Source organism: Serratia liquefaciens, from assembly GCF_027594825.1.
Taxonomy (GTDB): Bacteria; Pseudomonadota; Gammaproteobacteria; order Enterobacterales; family Enterobacteriaceae; genus Serratia; species Serratia liquefaciens_A.
Window position 1 is genome coordinate 2,421,789 of record NZ_CP088930.1, and the last position, 14,013, is coordinate 2,435,801.

14 protein-coding genes are annotated in these 14,013 nt (G+C 57.8%); 7 read left to right on the forward strand and 7 right to left on the reverse strand.

Translation table 11 applies throughout. The annotated features are described in order from the left end of the window. Positions 1 to 62 precede the first annotated feature (62 nt). From LQ945_RS11005 to zur, 3 genes are all read left to right on the forward strand, one after another. Positions 63 to 512: an RNA polymerase sigma factor gene (locus tag LQ945_RS11005; RefSeq protein ID WP_270102980.1), complete on the forward strand. Its 450-nt coding sequence runs from the start codon at positions 63 to 65 to the stop codon at positions 510 to 512. After that, positions 509 to 1,267: an anti-sigma factor family protein gene (locus LQ945_RS11010; RefSeq protein WP_270102873.1), complete on the forward strand. Its 759-nt coding sequence runs from the start codon at positions 509 to 511 to the stop codon at positions 1,265 to 1,267. Before LQ945_RS11005 ends, LQ945_RS11010 begins: the two co-directional genes overlap by 4 nt. 185 nt (positions 1,268 to 1,452) lie before the next feature. Continuing rightward, on the forward strand, positions 1,453 to 1,965 hold the full coding sequence (zur, locus tag LQ945_RS11015) for a zinc uptake transcriptional repressor Zur (protein WP_041415728.1): 513 nt from the start codon (positions 1,453 to 1,455) through the stop codon (positions 1,963 to 1,965). A gap of 107 nt (positions 1,966 to 2,072) precedes the next feature. Here the strand turns inward: zur and LQ945_RS11020 are convergent, their stop codons facing one another. The 4 genes from LQ945_RS11020 to LQ945_RS11035 form a co-directional block, all read right to left on the reverse strand. After that, entirely contained in the window at positions 2,073 to 2,282 is a 210-nt protein-coding gene (locus LQ945_RS11020) for a CsbD family protein (RefSeq protein ID WP_017894203.1), read from the reverse strand. Positions 2,283 to 2,579: 297 nt separating this feature from the next. Continuing rightward, positions 2,580 to 3,932, reverse strand: a complete 1,353-nt coding sequence (dinF, locus tag LQ945_RS11025) for an MATE family efflux transporter DinF (RefSeq protein ID WP_270102874.1) — start codon at positions 3,930 to 3,932, stop codon at positions 2,580 to 2,582. A gap of 101 nt (positions 3,933 to 4,033) precedes the next feature. Further along, positions 4,034 to 4,642, reverse strand: a complete 609-nt coding sequence (gene lexA / locus LQ945_RS11030) for a transcriptional repressor LexA (protein ID WP_037416119.1) — start codon at positions 4,640 to 4,642, stop codon at positions 4,034 to 4,036. A gap of 121 nt (positions 4,643 to 4,763) precedes the next feature. After that, positions 4,764 to 5,132: a diacylglycerol kinase gene (locus LQ945_RS11035; protein ID WP_020837169.1), complete on the reverse strand. Its 369-nt coding sequence runs from the start codon at positions 5,130 to 5,132 to the stop codon at positions 4,764 to 4,766. Positions 5,133 to 5,280: 148 nt separating this feature from the next. Between LQ945_RS11035 and plsB the strand changes: the two genes are divergently transcribed. Further along, on the forward strand, positions 5,281 to 7,746 hold the full coding sequence (gene plsB, locus LQ945_RS11040; protein ID WP_044553802.1) for a glycerol-3-phosphate 1-O-acyltransferase PlsB: 2,466 nt from the start codon (positions 5,281 to 5,283) through the stop codon (positions 7,744 to 7,746). 60 nt (positions 7,747 to 7,806) lie between these two features. Here plsB and ubiA read toward each other — a convergent pair whose 3' ends face one another. Continuing rightward, positions 7,807 to 8,679 carry a 4-hydroxybenzoate octaprenyltransferase gene (ubiA, locus tag LQ945_RS11045; protein WP_270102875.1) on the reverse strand — a complete coding sequence of 291 codons (873 nt, stop codon included), beginning with the start codon at positions 8,677 to 8,679 and terminating at the stop codon, positions 7,807 to 7,809. Between the two features lie 17 nt (positions 8,680 to 8,696). Beyond that, on the reverse strand, positions 8,697 to 9,221 hold the full coding sequence (gene ubiC, locus LQ945_RS11050; protein ID WP_269934069.1) for a chorismate lyase: 525 nt from the start codon (positions 9,219 to 9,221) through the stop codon (positions 8,697 to 8,699). A gap of 394 nt (positions 9,222 to 9,615) precedes the next feature. Between ubiC and LQ945_RS11055 the strand changes: the two genes are divergently transcribed. The 3 genes from LQ945_RS11055 to LQ945_RS11065 are packed head-to-tail and all read left to right on the forward strand — an operon-like array spanning position 9,616 to position 13,028. Further along, positions 9,616 to 10,998: an MFS transporter gene (locus LQ945_RS11055; protein WP_044553806.1), complete on the forward strand. Its 1,383-nt coding sequence runs from the start codon at positions 9,616 to 9,618 to the stop codon at positions 10,996 to 10,998. Between the two features lie 22 nt (positions 10,999 to 11,020). Next, positions 11,021 to 12,022 carry a LacI family DNA-binding transcriptional regulator gene (locus tag LQ945_RS11060; protein WP_044553904.1) on the forward strand — a complete coding sequence of 334 codons (1,002 nt, stop codon included), beginning with the start codon at positions 11,021 to 11,023 and terminating at the stop codon, positions 12,020 to 12,022. 22 nt (positions 12,023 to 12,044) lie between these two features. After that, positions 12,045 to 13,028: a nucleoside hydrolase gene (locus LQ945_RS11065; RefSeq protein ID WP_270102876.1), complete on the forward strand. Its 984-nt coding sequence runs from the start codon at positions 12,045 to 12,047 to the stop codon at positions 13,026 to 13,028. Between the two features lie 55 nt (positions 13,029 to 13,083). Here LQ945_RS11065 and malM read toward each other — a convergent pair whose 3' ends face one another. Next, positions 13,084 to 13,986 carry a maltose operon protein MalM gene (gene malM, locus LQ945_RS11070; RefSeq protein WP_269934066.1) on the reverse strand — a complete coding sequence of 301 codons (903 nt, stop codon included), beginning with the start codon at positions 13,984 to 13,986 and terminating at the stop codon, positions 13,084 to 13,086. Positions 13,987 to 14,013 lie beyond the last annotated feature (27 nt).

Sequence of the window (14,013 nt, forward strand, 5' to 3'; positions counted from 1 at the left end):
GCAGCGACGCTATCCGCAACGAAATCGGCCAATATCTCTCCCGCCTGTGGCGCTATGGCTTGGTGCTGTCCCACCGGCGGGACGTAGCCGACGATTTGGTGCAGGCCACCTGCGTGCGGGCGTTGGAACGCGCCGCACAGTTTGCCGTGGGAACGCGTATGGACCGCTGGTTATTTTCAATTCTTCACTCCATCTGGTTAAACGAGGTCCGCTCTCAGCACATCCGCCAGGGACAGGGCTTTGTCGACGTTGACGAACTGGCCGGAGCGGAAAACGGCGAGCAGCCGATTTGGGCCAATGAGGTAATGCAGCGGGTTAACCAACTGCCGGAGGCGCAGCGCAATACGTTGTTTCTGGTGTACGTGGAGGATCTTTCTTACCGGGAAGCCGCTGAGGTGCTGGGCGTGCCCATTGGCACCATCATGAGTCGTCTGGCGGCGGCACGGCTGCGGCTGGCGAACGACAGCCTGCTGCAAACCCGCACCCCGCAGGTAAAAGGAGAACAATCATGAGTTCAGCCTACGCAACGGATGAACTGCTGGTCGCCTACCTGGATAATCAGTTGGACCCACAGCAACGCCACCGGCTGGAACAGCGTCTGGCCGGCGAACCGGCGTTAGCAGAACGCTTGTCGTTGCTGGAACGCAGCAGCTTGCCCTTTAAGCAAGCCTTTGCGTCTTTGCTTGATGAAGCGCCGGTGCATAAATTGCAGTCAACATTGCCACTTGCCGTCCCCTCGCGACCGCACGCTATCAGCCGCCGTGGCCTGATTGCCGCCGCGGTCGGTTTTCTGGCGCTGGGCATCGCGGGCGATCGTGCCTATCTGCAGCTCAGCCAACCGGATGACAACTGGCGTGCTCTGGTCGCTCAGTATATGGCGCTCTACACGCCGGAAACCCTGGCAGGGTTTGAGGGTTCCGCAGCACAAATCGCCGCCCAATTGCAGCACACTGGCGATCGGCTGGCTATCGCACTCTCGATGCCCAAACTGGTGTTGAAAGGGGCTGAACTGAAAAACGCCCGCGTGCTGGCGTACGACGATCGCCGCATTGCTCAACTGACCTGGCTGGATGCGCAGTACGGTGCATTGGCGTTGTGTATCATTCAGCAATCGGGCAAGCCGCAGCCCGCCGAAAGCGAACGTCGCCAGGGGATGAACGTGGTCTATTGGTCCGATACCAGACACAGTTTCATGCTGATTGGCCATAACCCGGCAGTGGACATGGCCAGATTGGCCAGTCAATTACAGCGTTCGCTGGCCGCCTAATAGCCCAAGCGAAGTCATAGCCTTCGAGAGCGGCATGGAAAATCGTGAATATCATCACATTTCTAGCCAACTACAGGCGCTTAACCGGACGTTTAATGCGCCATATTGGCAGAAAAGGGGCCGACTCTCGGCGATTCGGCTGAAGCATGGTAAAATCGGCTTTTTTACGTACCGGGAAATTTGCCATGAACTCAAGCACCCAGGAAAAGCTGCTGGCGCAGGCTGAACAACTCTGCCAGCAACGCAATGTGCGGCTGACACCGCAGCGGCTGGAAGTGTTACGCCTGATGGCACAACAGCCCGGTGCCATCAGCGCCTACGACCTGCTGGATTTGCTGCGCGTAGCCGAACCGCAGGCCAAACCCCCCACGGTTTACCGTGCATTGGATTTCCTGTTGGAACAAGGCTTTATTCATCGTGTGGAATCGGCGAACAGCTACGTGCTGTGCCATCATTTCGAACAGCCGATGCATACTTCCGCGCTGTTTATTTGCGATCGCTGCGGCCAGGTGACCGAACGCACGACCGAAGGGATCGAAGAGACGCTGCAAAAGCTGGCGAAAGAGTCGGGTTTTGCCCTGCGTCACAGCGTGGTCGAAGCTCATGGCCTGTGTGAGGGTTGCGTTGAGGTAGAAGCCTGCGACAGCAAACATGATTGTGGCGAACACGATCACAGCATCGCTATCAAGAAGAAATAAATAGGTTATCAGGTACCTCCCTGTACCTGTAGCCATGGCGTTAAGGGGATGAGAACGCCAGGTTTTCAAGCGTTGTTTACGGCCGCAATCCGCTGCGGCCTATCGCACTACCAGCGATACTTGTTGTGGTCTTCCCAGGATTTCACTTCTTTCTCGGCCGCCTCTTTCTGGTAGCCGTAGCGTTCCTGAATTTTACCGACAAGCTGTTCGCGTTTCCCTTCAATGACCGTCAAATCGTCATCGGTCAGCTTGCCCCATTTTTCCTTCACTTTCCCTTTAAACTGCTTCCAGTTACCGTCGGCTTGATCTTTGTTCATAACCTCTCCGTTACCTGTGATTAGTCAGTTTTAAAACTTGTCGCTGGGCTTAACTGAGTAATAATTATGGTCAATTTACCTAAAATGAAAGAAGCATCACTCCAATTCATTCCGCCAGCCACATGAGTAACTATAGCAACAGATATCGATAAAGAACAAAAAACCAGAATAAAAATTCAACAAACCAAAAGAATTCAGTAAAACACCCGAAATAACAGTCAGTAAGCGAGACTAAATCGACGCGATAATATGTAACTCAATATGAACACAAAACATTAATAAATTTTATGATTAACTCTAAATGCGAGCCGTTGGATCCGCGGCAAACCAGGTGCCGCGCAGCCTGTGGCGGTGCCAAATCCACCCGAGCGCAATGCCGCGCAGAGAAAGAAAGACCGCCAGCGCCAGCCATAAGCCATGATTGCCCAATACGGGTACGGTCAGCAGGGTCAAACCATAACCGGCCGCCGCAACAGCCATGCTGTTGCGCATTTCTGCCCCTCGGGTGGCGCCAATAAACATGCCGTCCAGCAAATAGCACCATACCCCCACCAATGGCAGCACCACTTGCCACGGCAGATAGTGGCCGGCCAGCGCACGCAGTTCCGGTAACGAGGTCAAGGCGGCAATAATATGCTGGCCGGCAACGGCATAAACCAGGCCAAAGGCCAACGCGACCAGACAGGCTTGTCGACAAGCCGCACGCCACACCTTGCGCAATTGGCTATCGTCGCGCGCGCCATAGGCATGGCCGGAGTGCGCTTCGACCGCGTAGGCAAAACCGTCTAGCGCGTAAGCAGTAAAGGTCAGTAAGTTCATCAGCACCGCATTCACCGCCACCACCTCGCCGCCCAGCCGGGCACCGAAGATGGTCAGAGAAGCGAAACACAGCTGCAACAGCAGTGAACGCAGCATAATGTCGCGGTTCAGCGCCAGCAAACGCCGCAGGTTGCCGCGCCAGGCAGTGCGCAGCATCGGCATGGAAATACCACGCAGGCGCATGACACGCCAGGACAGCCATAAGCCCAGCAGCAGCGTGGCATACTCAGAAATGGCGGTCGCCGTCGCTGCACCTTGCACATTCCAGCCCAGCCCCATCACCAGCCAGATATCCAGCACGATATTCAATAAATTGCCGACAATCAGCAGGATCACCGGCGCACGTACGTATTGCACGCCAAGCAGCCAACCCAGGATAACCATGTTCGCCAATGCCGCCGGCGCGCTCAGCCAGCGGATCTCGAGGAACAATCGGGCCTGCTCCAGCACGGCTTCGTCGCCACCGACGACCTGCAGCGCCAGATCGATCAGCGGATGGCGTAACGACACAATGGCCACGCCGGCCAATACCGCCAGCAGCAGCGGCTGCATAAAGGCACGCGCCAGCCCCTGTGGATTTTGCGCGCCCAACGCCTGCGCCGTCAGGCCGGTGGTGCTCATACGCAGGAATAACAACAGCATGAACAGGAAGCTGGTCGCCATGGCGCCCACCGCCACACCGCCCAGATAAACAGGGCTGTCGAGGTGACCGATCACTGCGGTATCCACCAGCCCAAGCAACGGCACGGTAATATTGGAGAAGATCATGGGCAGCGCCAGGTGCCACAAGGCTTTATCGGTATCGCTGGTGAAGGCGGAAAGCAGGCGCATAGTGAAATGTTCCCGTGGCAATGCGGTTTTAATCGGTCAGAAATGACATCGCCCCAGAGCTGGGGCGATTTTAATCAGAGGGCAGCGTGCAGGCTTATGGGTTAAACCCAGTCGCCGTTGCGGATCACGCCGACCGCCAAGCCTTCAATGGTGAAGTTCTGCTGACGCAGATCAACCACAATCGGCTGGAATTCGCTGTTTTCCGGCAGCAGCTCAACCACGTTACCGTGCTTTTTCAGCCGCTTGACCGTCACTTCATCTTCGATGCGCGCCACAACCACCTGGCCATTACGCACGTCCTGAGTTTTATGCACCGCCAGCAGGTCACCGTCCAAAATACCGATATCACGCATCGACATGCCGTTAACCCGCAGCAGGAAATCCGCGCTCGGTTTGAACAGGGAAGGATCCACCTTGTAGTGGCCTTCGATATGCTGCTGCGCCAGCAGCGGCTCACCGGCAGCCACGCGGCCAATCAGCGGTAAACCCTCTTCATCTTCCATCAGCAACCGAATGCCGCGCGAAGCGCCGGAGACGATTTCGATGACGCCTTTACGCGCCAGCGCTTTCAGGTGTTCTTCTGCGGCATTTGGCGAACGGAACCCCAGACGCATGGCGATCTCGGCACGCGTTGGCGGCATGCCAGTGGACGAAATATGATCGCGAATCAGATCATAGACCTCTTGCTGTCTGGTAGTTAGTGCTTTCATTCCGCCCCCTGTTTGTTTATACAGTCTTGCTGTGAGTATATACAGGTAAGTGCGGCTTGTGAACCGAAGAATGAATAAAAATCAGGGATTAGCGACCCGGATCGCAACGAGCTCGCTTTGCTCAGACAAAGTGCTGCCACAGCACCGTGCCCCAAACAAACAGCGCCAAAATCACCGCCAACAATACCGCCGCCGACCCCATATCCTTGGCCCGGCCGGACAGCTCGTGATACTCGGTCCCCACCCGGTCGACAATCGCCTCAATCGCGCTGTTGAGCATCTCGACAATCATCACCAGCACCACCGACCCAATCAGTAAAATGCGCGCTATCGCACCCACGTCCAGCCAAATCGCCAGTATGATAGCCAGCACGGTCACCACCAACTCCTGGCGGAACGCCGCTTCGTGCTGCCAGGCAGCGGAAAAACCTTTATAAGAGTAGCCGGCGGCTTTAATAATACGGGTCAGGCCGGTTGCTTGGTTCGTCATGTTTTTAGTGCCTTTCGCAGAGGTAAGTCATAATTAAACAGTCTAGGCCAGGAAGCGCTCACGGCTCCCGGTTTTCCAACACCACAGATCTGCTACCCGGTTTCTGGTATGCTTGCGGCGCATTGCTAACAAGAGGCTTCACGTTGTTATGTCAGGTTGGCGTAAAATTTATTATAAACTATTGAATTTACCACTCAAATTATTGGTAAGAAGTAAGGTTATCCCTTCAGATCCGGTCACGGAGTTAGGGTTGGATCCCTCACGGCCGATTTTGTATGTTTTACCTTATAATTCCAAGGCGGATTTACTGACGCTGCGCACCCAGTGCCTGGCGCAGGATTTGCCCGATCCTCTCAATCCGCTGGAAATAGACGGCACCGTGCTGCCCAGCCACGTGTTTATTCACGATGGCCCGCGCGTATTCCGCTATTACACGCCGAAAGAAGAGTCGGTAAAACTGTTCCACGACTATCTGGATCTGCACCGCAGCAACCCGGATCTCGATATTCAGATGCTGCCGGTTTCGGTGATGTTTGGCCGCTCTCCGGGGCGCGAAGGCCACGGCACGCCGCATCTGCGCTTGCTAAATGGCGTCCAGAAATTCTTCGCCGTGCTGTGGCTCGGCCGCGATAGCTTTGTGCGTTTCTCCAATACCGTTTCGCTGCGCCGCATGGCGACCGAGCATGGTACCGACAAGATCATCGCGCAAAAGCTGGCCCGCGTAGCCCGAATGCACTTCTCGCGTCAGCGTCTGGCTGCCGTAGGCCCAAGCCTGCCGGCCCGTCAGGACCTGTTCAACAAGCTGTTGGCGTCCAAAGCGATCGAAAAAGCGGTTGAAGACGAAGCGCGCAGTAAAAAAATCTCCCACGAAAAAGCCCAGCAGAATGCGATTGCACTGATGGAAGAGATTGCCGCCGACTTCTCTTACGAGACGGTGCGCCTTTCCGACCGCGTGCTGAGCTGGACCTGGAACCGGCTGTATCAGGGCATCAACGTCACCAACGCCGAGCGGGTACGTCAGTTGGCCCAGGATGGCCACGAGATCGTTTATGTGCCCTGCCACCGCAGCCACATGGACTATCTGCTGTTGTCCTACGTGCTGTACCATCAGGGCCTGGTGCCACCGCACATTGCGGCCGGCATCAACCTCAACTTCTGGCCGGCCGGACCGATCTTCCGTCGCCTGGGTGCGTTCTTCATCCGCCGGACCTTCAAAGGCAACAAGCTGTACTCGACGGTGTTCCGTGAATACCTCGGCGAGCTGTTTACCCGCGGTTATTCGGTGGAGTACTTTGTCGAAGGCGGACGTTCCCGTACCGGGCGTCTGCTGGAGCCGAAGACCGGCACCTTGTCGATGACCATTCAGGCGATGCTGCGCGGCGGAACTCGCCCTATCACGCTGGTGCCGATTTACATCGGTTACGAGCACGTGATGGAAGTGGGGACCTACGCCAAAGAGCTGCGCGGGGCGACCAAAGAAAAAGAGAGCCTGCTGCAGATGCTGCGCGGCTTGCGCAAGCTGCGTAATCTCGGCCAGGGCTACGTCAACTTCGGCGATCCCCTGCCGCTGACCACCTACCTGAACCAGAATGTGCCGCAGTGGCGCGAATCGATTGACCCGATCGAATCCCAGCGCCCAAGCTGGCTGACGCCGACGGTCAACGATCTGGCGGCCAAGATTATGGTGCGCATCAACAATGCCGCAGCGGCCAACGCCATGAACCTGTGTTCCACGGCGCTGCTGGCCTCACGTCAGCGTTCACTGACCCGCGAACAGTTGCTTGAGCAGTTGGAATGCTATCTGCAACTGATGCGCAACGTGCCTTATGCCGACGACGTGACCGTGCCGACCCAAACGCCGGATGAGCTGCTGGATCACGCGCTGAACATGAACAAGTTCGAGGTGGAAAAGGATAACATCGGCGATATCATCATCCTGCCGCGCGAGCAGGCGGTGCTGATGACCTATTACCGCAACAATATCCACCACCTGCTGGTTCTGCCGTCACTGATTGCCACCATCGTGATGCACCATCGCCGGGTATCTCGCGCTGAACTGCTGCGCCAGATTGGTTTGATTTACCCGATGCTGAAAGCCGAGCTGTTCCTGCACAACGACAAGGAACAACTGCCGGAGGTGCTGCAGCCGCTGATCGAGGAAATGATCCGTCAGCAACTGATCTGCGATAAGGGTGACGATCTGGTATTGAATCCGGCCCGCATCCGCCCATTGCAGTTGTTGGCCGCCGGCATTCGTGAAACCCTGCAACGCTATGCCATCACCATGTCTATCCTCAGCGCCAACCCAAGCATTAACCGCGGTGCGCTGGAGAAAGAGAGCCGTATCATGGCGCAGCGTTTATCGGTGCTGCACGGCATCAACGCGCCGGAGTTCTTCGACAAGGCGGTGTTCTCTACCCTGGTGGCAACGCTGCGTGAAGAAGGTTACATCAACGATATCGGCGATGCGGTGCGTGAGCACACCATGGAGGTGTACAACATGCTGAGCGACCTGATTACCCCGGAAATCAAACTGACCATTGAAAGCGTCAGCATGCCGGCGGAAACCAACGCTCTGCCAGAGGCGGACGCAGCGGAAGAGAAAGACCAGTAATTCGTTGATATAGAAAACAAAAAGGCACCCAAGGGTGCCTTTTTTACTGTCCGAATGCGGTCAACTTTGCCAGAAACTCAGCGCAATACCGATAAACAGCACCAGCCCAACATAGTTGTTATCCAGGAATGCTTTGAAACAGGCATCCCGTTCACGGCCGGCAATTTGTTTTTGCTGATGGATAAACAGGGCGCCCGCCAGCAACAGCGACCAATAAAACGCGCCGCTCAACTGCGCCAGATAGCCCACCCACAGCATCAGCAGCAAGGTGGCAAACTGCAGCAGGCCGACGATCAGCTTGTCGTAGCGACCGAACAATATGGCGGTGGATTTCACGCCAATCTTCAGGTCATCGTCGCGATCGACCATGGCATACAGCGTATCGTAGGCCACCGTCCAGCAGATGTTGGCCAGCAGCAGCAGCCAGCAGCTTAGCGGCAGCGATTCGCTGACGGCGGCGTAGGCCATCGGAATGCCCCAACCAAACGCGGCGCCCAACACGAACTGCGGCAGATGAGTGACCCGCTTCATAAACGGATAGGCCCATGCCAGCGCCAGCGCAGCCAAAGACAGCCAGATAGTCATCGCATTCAGCGTCAGCACCAGCGCGAACGAAATCAGCACCAGCACCACGAACAGGATTTTGGCCTCTTTTTCGCTCACCCGGCCGCTGGGCATCGGGCGTCCGGCGGTACGCTTCACATGGCCATCAACAGCGCGATCGGCATAATCATTCACCACACAACCGGCGGCACGCATCAGGAAAACCCCCACCACGAACACCAGCAGGATAGACAGCGACGGCACGCCCTTCCCCGCCAGCCACAGCGCCCACAGCGTCGGCCACAGCAACAGCAAGGTACCAATAGGTTTATCGATGCGCATCAGATGGCTATAAGCCTGCCATTTACTTTGAATCACGCTTCCCTCCAAGGTATTTCCTCTCCTCATTATTCGGGGTCAGTACTGCCCGCGGCGTACAGCGGCGAAGCCGGTAGAAACAGTTCGGTCAGCAACAGCGGTTTACCCGCCAGTCGCAGGCGGGAACGGCGTGCCCACAGCGCATCTTGCCGACCGATATGGATGTAATCGCGAGTTAACTCGTCGCTGCTAAAAAGATAGCGCCCTAGCGGCAGCGTGCCCAGATCCACCAGCGCCAGATCCGGGCCGGTCAGGGTTTCCTGCGGGATCACCGTACGCCCCAGCAGCCAGGGCTGGTTGTCACCCAACAGCACGATTTCACGCAGCCAGTATCGTGGGCTGTCCGGCAGGTGCTCAGCTTCCTCACCCAGTTGATCACGAGTGACAAAACATTCACGCTGCGGCTCAACGTGCACACGGCCACAGTGGCGTTCAAAGCGACGAGTCATGGATCCTAACTCCATCAGCCAATCGCTGACGGCGGCGGGTGCCGGAGGGTGTTGCGCGGATAACCACTCCAGCGGCGGCAGGATGGAATCCTTATTGCCAGACATTGTTCTACTCCATGCCGGACGCCGCGCTCTGCAGCCGCGTCAGACCAGACAAACCGTTAACAGATGCCCATTGTAACGCAGAAATTCAAAAGCGGCAGGCTGATTCGTGGCGTTGCGCACAGCAAAATAACGCCCGAAAAAGCAGCACAATGTCATCTCTCTGACATCTGTTTTCTTTACCTTCGTTCACCGGAGCGATGGGGATTCTGTGATCCTCTGCAAACTTTCGCCTCAGCCACATTGCTTTATCTACGCGCGTAGATAGTCTTGTGCCGCAGCGTTGAATCGCCATCAGTCCAACACTTTGTCAGCAAACCTTCTTGCCGACACCAGGGAAACCATCTTTAACGGCGCCATTTATTATGGCGCATGACGAAAAGAGGATATCAATGCCATGAGCGAAACAACGCTTGCACACCAACAGGCCGCCGGCGATACGCTGGCGGCCGACGAACGCTTGGCCACCAAAGAAGGGCGCGGCCAATTCTGGCGTGCCACTTTTTCCTGCTGGCTCGGCACCGCCATGGAATATGTCGATTTCGCGCTGTATGGTCTGGCGGCCGGTATGGTGTTCGGCGACGTGTTCTTTCCCGAAGCCACACCGATAGTGGCGCTGTTGGCCAGCTTTGCCACTTACTCCGTCGGCTTTGTCGCTCGTCCTATCGGTGCATTGGTGTTCGGCTGGATTGGCGATCGCAAAGGCCGCCGCGTGGTACTGCTCACCACGGTTGCGTTGATGGGCGTTTCTACCACGCTGATCGGGCTGATCCCCTCCTACGCGCAAATAGGCGTTTGGGCGCCTGTCTGCCTGGTGATCCTGCGTTTTGCGCAAGGCTTCGGTGCCGGAGCGGAGCTCTCCGGCGGCGCGGTGATGCTGGCAGAATACGCACCGGCAAAACGACGCGGTCTGGTCGCTTCGATCATCGCCATCGGTTCCAACAGCGGCACCCTGCTGGCGTCGCTGGTGTGGTTGTTAGTGTTGCAGTTGGACAAAGCGGATCTGATCGCCTGGGGGTGGCGTATTCCGTTCCTTGCCAGCATCCTGATCGCCGCAGGAGCACTCTACCTGCGCCGCCACGTACGCGAAACGCCGGTGTTTGAACGTGAACTGCAGCAAAACCACCAGCGGATGCTGGAAAATACCCCCACCGAGCCGGATAACCGCAGTTATTTGCAACGCACCAAAGCTTTTTGGATCATGCTTGGCCTGCGCATTGGCGAGAATGGCCCCTCCTATCTGTGTCAGGGCTTTATCGTCGGTTACGTCGCCAAAGTGCTGATGGTGGACAAGTCGGTGCCCGCGCTGGCGGTAATGATCGCCTCGCTGTGCGGTTTCCTGGTGATCCCCCTGGCCGGTTGGCTTTCCGATCGCTTCGGCCGTCGCATCACTTACCGCTGGTTTTGTCTGCTGCTGGTGTTGTATGCCTTCCCGGCGTTCTGGCTGCTCGACAGCCGCGAACCGGCAACCGTCATTTCAGTGATTGTGGTCGGCATGTGCATCGCCTCGCTGGGTATTTTCGGCGTGCAGGCGGCCTACGGCGTGGAGCTGTTCGGCGTCAAGAATCGCTATTCGAAAATGGCGTTCGCCAAGGAGCTGGGGTCGATCCTTTCCGGCGGTACCGCTCCGCTGATCGCCACCGCGTTGCTGTCCGGCTTCGGTCACTGGTGGCCTGTCGCCTGCTATTTTGTTGTAATGGCGGCCATTGGCTTAATCACCACCTTCTTTGCACCGGAAACCCGCGGCCGCGATCTTAACCTGCCGCAGGATGCGGCGTAATCGGGGCGTACAGGAACCCAACTTGGATAATCAATCCGCGCGACGCATCACCCGTGCCGACGTCGCCCGCGTAGCGGGCACCTCGGTAGCGGTAGTCAGCTACGTGATCAACAACGGACCACGCCCGGTAGCGGAAGCCACCCGCTTGCGGGTACTGGCGGCAGTCGAGCAAACCGGTTACCGACCAAACGACATCGCCCGGGCGCTGGCTTCAGGCAACACCCTGACCTACGGGTTGGTAGTACCCGATATCTCCAACCCGTTTTTTGCCACCCTGGCCCAGGCGTTGCAGCGAGAGGCTTTCAGCCACGGTCGGGTACTGCTGTTGGGTGACGCCGGTGACGACCGCCAGCGCGAGCACGACCTGATTAATCATCTGCTGCGCCGTCAGGTTGACGGGTTGCTGTACACCAGTGTCGATCGCCATCCCTGGTTCGATCTGATCCGCGCATCCGGCACGCCATGCGTAATGATTGACACCATAGACAGCCATGCCGGCATCTGCGCCATTCGCGTCGACGAACGTGATGCAGCCTGTCAGGCAACCCGCCATCTGTTGCAGCACGGTTATCAGGAGATCGGCATTTTTGTGGGCCCCTTGACCATGCTCAACGCGCAGGACCGCCTTAACGGCTGGCGTGATGCGCTGAAGGAAGCGGGCATTGCGCCACGCGAAGAGTGGATATTCGAAGCCCCCTATACCCGTCAGGGGGGCTATCAGGCCAGCCAGAAAATGCTGCAAGCTCCCCGGCCACGGGCCATATTCACCTCTAACGAACAGCAGGCGCTCGGTTGCCTGTCGGCACTGGCAGAACACCGGCTTCGCGTGCCGGACGATCTGGCTATCATTTGTTTTAACGGCACCCAGCAGTCCGAGTTCAGCGTGCCGCCGCTCAGTGCGGTCGAACAACCGATTGACGCCATGGCCAAGCGAGCCATCGCCATGCTGGCCGCCGGTGCTGCGCAGCCAGAGCTGCACGAATTCGCTTTCCAACTGCATATCCGCCGATCGTGCGGCTGTTAGTTTATTGATTCAGGTAACCGCTATGCGTTTGATTATTGATTGCGATCCCGGCAACGGCATTCCCGGTGCTAACGTCGATGACGGGCTGGCTCTGGCAGTGGCGCTGGCGGCCAAACCGCAGCTTTCATTGGAACTGATCAGCATCGTGGCCGGCAATACGCCGCGCGATCTCGGCTTTGCCGTAGCCCGTCATCTGCTGCAAGAAACCGGCTATCAGGTACCGATTGCCGTCGGCGCGGCGCGCGCGCTGAGCGAACCACCAGAACCCTGGCGCGCCCACCTCGATCGCGCGATTGCCGATCAGGATCTGGCAGTACTGTGGCGCGATACGCCTTACCCACAGGCCGCAATCACGCCAACGCCAAACGCCGCCGTGGCGATCGGCGAGCTGATCTGCAATAACCCCGGCGAAATCACCCTGGCGGCAATCGGCCCCCTGACCAACGTCGCCCATGCTATGCAGCTGTACCCGCAGATGGCACAGGCGGTGAAGGAAATCGTGATCATGGGGGGAGTCTTCAACCTGGAAGGCTACATCAAGGACACCAATTTTGGTCTGGATCCGGAAGCCGCGCGCCAGGTGCTGACCAGCGGCGCCAATATTACGCTCGCCCCACTGGACGTTACCACGCAAACCATGTTGACTCAGGAAAGCCTGGCGCAGATGACCCAACCGGACACGCCGCTGTGCCGCTACCTGCGGAGCACCACTCAACCCTGGATTGACTATTCCCGCCATACCCGCCATCTGCCGGGTTGCTGGATCCACGATGCGCTGGTGATTGCCTGGTTGCTTGAGCCACAGTTGGTGACCACGGAGGAATATTACGTGGATGTCGCGCTGGAAGGTGCCATGACGCGCGGCAGTTCTCGCCGCTGGCGTCCCGGAGGCCTGCGCCTGACGGTCGGCATGCCGGAGCCCGAAGGCAAGCCGTTGCGGGTGATGCAGCAGGTGGATAACGCCCGCCTGCTGGCGTTGATCGGCAGCACTCTGGCCCGCGGATGAAAAAAGGTGCGCCGGGGCGCACCAATCATCGAGCCAGCATCGGCAGCGTCGGGTACTACCCCTTGCCTTTCACGCTACCAATAAAGGTTTCACGTGCTGTGGTGGAACCCAGTTTTTCAGCCTCATTCATCAGTTTCAGCGCTTTATCGATATCGCCCGCCTTCACCGCCTGTTTGATGCCGTTGTTAAAGTAAGCTTCGGTGTCATTCAACATCGGCTCCGCCGGTTGGGTCGGCGCTGGAGTCGGTGCTGCCGCCACCGCGGCCGTTGAGCCCACCACCACTGGCGTCGCCGCCGGTGCCGGCTGCAGCATGCCGATCATGATATTGCCGCTGCCCTGCTCTGCCGTGACCTTCAGCTTGATGGTGCCGCTGGTGCTATGCCTGGCGATCGGATCCGGAATATCCGGCACCGCATTGCCCACGCCCTGCGCATAGGCCTTGGCCGGGTTGGTCAGTTGCGTGGTTTTCGCCAGATCCTGACGGGTGGTGTACACCAGCAGATAAATTTGTTTCTGACCCAGCGCCGGGGTCAGTTTCAGCGTGCCCTCCAGCCGATCGGATGACATCGCACCCGGTGGCTGATACGGGAAATAGCTGCTCGGGTAATAGGCCGCAGGGCGCAGGTGCTCATCCAGCACCAGCACGCTCGGCGCGTAAAGTGAGTTGTTCTTGCTGATGCTGCTCAGCGTAACTTCCAGCGAACCGCGATCGGCCGGCAGCGTATAAGCGGCAATAGCTCCCTGAATGTCACCCTGATTGATTTGCGGGCTGACATTATCCAGTTTGATGTCCTGGCTGACCGGCGGCATCAGCGGTTGCCACGGCAGGCTTTGCAGCGTACTGGCACTAATGGCCGGCGCGATGGAAACATTGGCTGGCGTATCGGCATTGGCCACCAGCGGTGCGCCAAGGGTCAGAGCCAGTGACAGACAAAGTGACAGCAGATTCTTTTTCATTGTTATACCCCATGATATCCGGCGCGG